The sequence below is a fragment of the Levilactobacillus yonginensis genome, assembly GCF_003946265.1.
Taxonomy (GTDB): domain Bacteria; phylum Bacillota; class Bacilli; order Lactobacillales; family Lactobacillaceae; genus Levilactobacillus; species Levilactobacillus yonginensis.
Genome location: NZ_RHNO01000046.1, coordinates 1 through 4735 on the forward strand (window position 1 = coordinate 1; position 4735 = coordinate 4735).

Genomic DNA, 4735 nt, shown 5'->3' on the forward strand with positions numbered 1-4735 from the left:
GGAATGCCTCCTGTGATGTTTTCTGTGGTTACTAAATATCATAAGGGAAGGCATTCCCTATTTCTATACAATTCAGAGATCTTTTATGTATTTACACAAGATATTTTACGCTCTCTTGCCGATGAAACGCAATTACATTTATAATTAACTATTACTAGGAAAATTATTCAAATAATGTTCAAAAAAGGGCACCTGTTTAAAAAATGAGTTGTAGTAAACTCCATTTTTTAAATCAGGTGCCCTTCCCTAGTATTAACTTATTTAGAGTAGGAAAAACACTTTCGATAGTAGCTACAGTTTAAAGCGGCAATATCAAAATCATTGTGGTAGTGCTCATAACGTCCCGTATTATCAACACATAATCCATAAATTAAGCTATCCAATATGATCTCCTTTATACTTAAAACCAGTTTTGATTACTTCACCGCTTGTAAAGGTTTGAAATGTTCCATCTATCCTTTTAATGGTTATACCACCATTATCTTCAATCTTCTGAGCAACTCCCTGAACAACTTCTGACCCAGTATTTAAAGAAACCACTTTTCCTAAAACAATCGATTTTTTCCGGTACTCCGCCAATAGTTGGGGGTTCGTATAGTCTAAAAATCCGTTTATAATTGCTTGGATTATTTCGGCAATTAATTGATTGCGGTTAACTGAATTGTCATTATCGATAGCTTGGGCTTTGATTGCCAACTCTTTTGGAAACTTGACAGTTGTTAAATTTATTCCCACACCAACAATGAAAGCTGAGGCCGCCCCCAGTTCAAGATCAAAAATGGACTCCGTAATAATTCCGCCCACCTTATGATAATTTAGATAGATGTCATTTACCCATTTAAACTGAAATTCTTTATTTGGATAAAACTTTTCAAGCACATGGGTGATGCTCACGGCAATCCCAGTTGTTAGTAGTCCGGGTTGAATAACAGTTTGTTGTTGGTTAGGCAGAATAATACTGAGATAAAGGCCTGTAGTCGGTGGTGAATAAAAAGAGCGACCTCGTCTTCCATAACCGTTAGTCTGCTTATCGGCAACAAAAACGGTTGGCCTGGTAATACAGTGCTTACTAGAAAATTGCTTTGCTAAATCTTGGGTTGATGTAACTTCTTTAAAGACATGCAGATTATCTGTTAATTGCTTATGGCTGTAAATATTAATTAAGTCGGCTTCTAAATACGGTGCTGTATGAAGCATGTACCCACGTTTCTTACGACTAACAATTGGATAATCTCGTTTGTTTTTTAAATTATTAATAGCCTTCCAGATGGTTTCACGACTGACTTGAAACTTTTTAGCTAGATAGTCACCAGATACCCACGTATCTAAATTAGTCAAAAGTTCTAACACCACTTTTTCTTGGGTTGATTTATTTTTCATCAAACCACCTCCTAATTAAATAGCGATAAACAATAACTAAAATAAGCTTAAATGCATTGCTTTTCTAATACGGCGAACAATAATAACTGCTAAAGCACTTTTAATAAGATCTCCTGGTATAAATGCTAAGTTTGAAATAAGAGCGGCAATCAGCGTAATGTGAGACTGGTAAGAGAGCCATATAGCACCCACCAAATCAATAAAAATCACTCCGGCTAATAATAAAATGAGCAGTTCAAATATCCAAGACTTATTGTAAATCTGAAAACGATTAATTAATAGACCAATTAGTAATGGCGTAAATAACCAAGCTATAAGATAGCCGCCAGTTGGTCCAATAAAGACAGCCATGCCACCATTACCACCAGAAAGTATGGGCATACCGATGAAGGCTAATAATAAAAATAGACATACTGAGATGGTCCCATACCTAGGTCCCAACAACTCACCACTCATCATCACTCCCATGTTTTGTAAAACGATAGGTACTGGAATAAATCCCAACGGAATACCAGGGAAGAGGCCTAATATAATTAAGATTGCTACCATCATTGCAGATAACGTTAATAATCTTGTGGTGTTACTACGTTTCAATATGATCACTCCAAGTATGGATTTTTCAAAAACAGTGTTATTATAGCTATTAGTAACCCATTAGTCAAATAAAGGGTTACTAAAATTCGAATAATGGAAGGGAGACTGCTAATTTTGATTAGTTTGAAAACAGGCGATCTGTTACTTGTTAAAAAAGCACAAAATAAACTGTCAGAGATGATCATTAGAGGCACAAAACAAACGTTTTTAGATCGACCACTAGCTTATTACCATATCGGGATAGTAGAAAAAGAAGGCACTGACTTTTTTGTTCTCCATGCAACCAAAGACCATGGTTGCATTCGTCAACCGTTAGATCAATTTATTTCCGAAGAAGGATTGATTGACGTTTATCGGAAGAGTAGCCCTTTAATAAATCCCCTCAAAATACTAAAACGAGCCAAGTCCATGTTAGAAGCACCATACAATCCGAGCTTCAGATTAGATCAGCCAGGATATTACTGTTCGGACTACGTGGTTAATGCATTTAAAGATGAAAATATATTTCATCTATCCCCAATGGTATTTGGCCCTAACGGCTCTGTTTTGCCTGAATGGCAACAGTATTATGAAAATTTAGACTTGCCGGTACCTAATGGTCAGTTAGGGAGTAGTCCGAACTCACTAATTAGCCAAGGCCATCTCAAATTTATAGGAGCTATCAACAGCTGACTTTTAATACAGACAATTATTTGGCCATTTAGGTAAACGATTACGTGAGTTTAAAACACGATCTTGCTGGATATCCCATATCCCTGATATCAAAAAGACTACAATCTAGATAGCTGGTTAATACAGCTATCTGGATGTAAATAGTTTGCCTTATAATCTTGGAAAAACTATGTTTTATTTTTATCTCAGTGCTCAATAATCGAGTCTACAAGGTAAATAGGAGAGCGTAAAATATCAACGACATCATAACCGGTTCCCATGATTCCGATATACTTCAATCGTGATGTTTTGCTGCTCCATTTCTTGGGTAGGGTAAAGTCCTCGCCTTGCTTGGGTTTCACAATGTAAAACTTTTGTTTATTTATGACAGTTACTTGTGGTGTTTCTAAGAACACCTCGGCAACTTTTTGCGCTTGCTGTTGGTGATTGATTTGTTGCTTAATGGCTGCATTGCCGGTTAATTGTGTGGGAACATCAGCGATTAACTTGGCCACAAAGTTCTTAATTTGGCTCAAAAAGTTATCCGGGGTGCGTTCTTCGGTACTGATTTGCTGTAACGCTTGCTCCCATTTAGCCGTCATTTCTGGACTAGTTAGCAAGGGTTCGAGTTCGACCGCTTTACATAATGTTATCCCGGCTTCACTGACGTGCAGCTTATTTTTTTCAGTGACGAGATAGCCGCGTTTTTTTAATATTTCCAGTACATTTGCTCGGGTCGCACTTGTTCCAATGCCTTGCACGTCTTTGAGAATCGCCTGGGCTGCTTCATCATCAAGCGTTTTACCGGCCGTCTTCATGGCCGTAATCAGGGTACCTTCGGTAAATGGTACCGGCGGGGTCGTTTCTTTTTGCGGCGTTTGCAGATTTGCTTGGACTTGATCGCCTTGGTGAACGAGCGGTAAAGTTGCTGCTTCTTGCTGTTCGGCTTTGTGATCATCAAATAAAGCTTGCCAACCTTGCTTAGTTGGGACCTTACCGGTTGCTTTAAAATTGGCGTCACCAACTTGGGTAATAATGGTGGTTTCCTCGTACTCGTACGGATCAGCAAACATGGCTAATGTGGTTCTTAAAACCAAGTCATAGACTTGTTGCTGTAATTTAGGCAAGCTGGCTAGTTTCTCTTTCGTTGGCACGACTTTAGTCATAATAATGGCATAGTGTTCTTCAACTTTTTTCCCATCAACATAGCGTTTGTTCGGAGTGGTATTGGTTAAAGCGACTGGCTTAGAGACCAAACCCAGATACTTCGTCAGATTAGCCACTAAATAATCAAATTCTTCATCAGTGATATAAGCACAATCGGTGCGGGGATAACTGAGCAGTTTGTCTTCGTATAAGCTTTGAATAGCCGCTAAGGTTTGGCTGGCGCTGGCGTGATAACGTTTATTCATGGCACTTTGGAGACTGGATAGCGAGAATAGTTGGGGACTAGCACGCTTCTTGCCTTGCTTTTGGACGTTCTTGATTAAACCGGCCTGTGAGCTTTTCTGAACGCGTTTAGCTTGCATGAATGTTATTAGCCCTGCTTCGTCTTTAAATCGCTGATAGGGGTCTAATTTTGCGACGAATTTTTGCTGATTAGCAAGAATTTCAGCATTTAGTTCAAAATAGGGTTTCGGCTTAAAGGTTTTGTTTACCTGGTCTCTTTGATAGACCATACACAAGGCTGGCAGCTATACGTAACTAATCGAGCACGCTCTACGTACCAAATTTTTCTCAATATAAAATACATTATGGGCTACCATTCATACCAATTAACCAGTCGCTAATTTTGTGATTACAAGTGCATGCCCCCATCTTCATGCCGGTTCCGGGTTTGATGTTGCCGCTGCTTTTTCGTCATTTCCCACTCAGTCTCCTTTAAACCTTGCGCCTGTTTTTGCCGTTGGTAATCTTCATCACGAGCATATAGAACAGTCATGATCGCATCACTAAAGGCCGTCTTTAAGTAATAGTCTGGACTAACTGGCTTATAATTTAGCGGTTGATAATGCCCCATATTTGCTTTTCTGTACTGGTCGTCCTTGGCTTGTTGCCCTTTTAACTGCTTTTGGATTTTCTCGATCTGACTGTTCTTAATCGTCGGATC

3 protein-coding genes and 2 pseudogenes are annotated in these 4735 nt (G+C 38.9%); 1 reads left to right on the top strand and 4 read right to left on the bottom strand.

What is annotated here, in order from left to right:
* Positions 1-375: 375 nt before the first annotated feature.
* Together EKM87_RS12100 and EKM87_RS12105 are read right to left on the bottom strand one after the other, a co-directional pair.
* Entirely contained in the window at positions 376-1380 is a 1005-nt protein-coding gene (locus EKM87_RS12100; protein ID WP_057878585.1) for a biotin--[acetyl-CoA-carboxylase] ligase, read from the bottom strand.
* Positions 1381-1416: 36 nt separating this feature from the next.
* Positions 1417-1932 carry a biotin transporter BioY gene (locus EKM87_RS12105; protein ID WP_181074504.1) on the bottom strand — a complete coding sequence of 172 codons (516 nt, stop codon included), beginning with the start codon at positions 1930-1932 and terminating at the stop codon, positions 1417-1419.
* 156 nt (positions 1933-2088) lie between these two features.
* Between EKM87_RS12105 and EKM87_RS12110 the strand changes: the two genes are divergently transcribed.
* On the top strand, positions 2089-2646 hold the full coding sequence (locus EKM87_RS12110; RefSeq protein ID WP_225363477.1) for a YiiX/YebB-like N1pC/P60 family cysteine hydrolase: 558 nt from the start codon (positions 2089-2091) through the stop codon (positions 2644-2646).
* Between the two features lie 185 nt (positions 2647-2831).
* Here EKM87_RS12110 and EKM87_RS12115 read toward each other — a convergent pair.
* A pseudogene (locus EKM87_RS12115) lies at positions 2832-4449 on the bottom strand (DNA topoisomerase).
* A pseudogene (locus tag EKM87_RS12120) lies at positions 4424-4735 on the bottom strand (MobQ family relaxase); the annotation flags it as partial. The pseudogenes EKM87_RS12115 and EKM87_RS12120, both read right to left, overlap by 26 nt.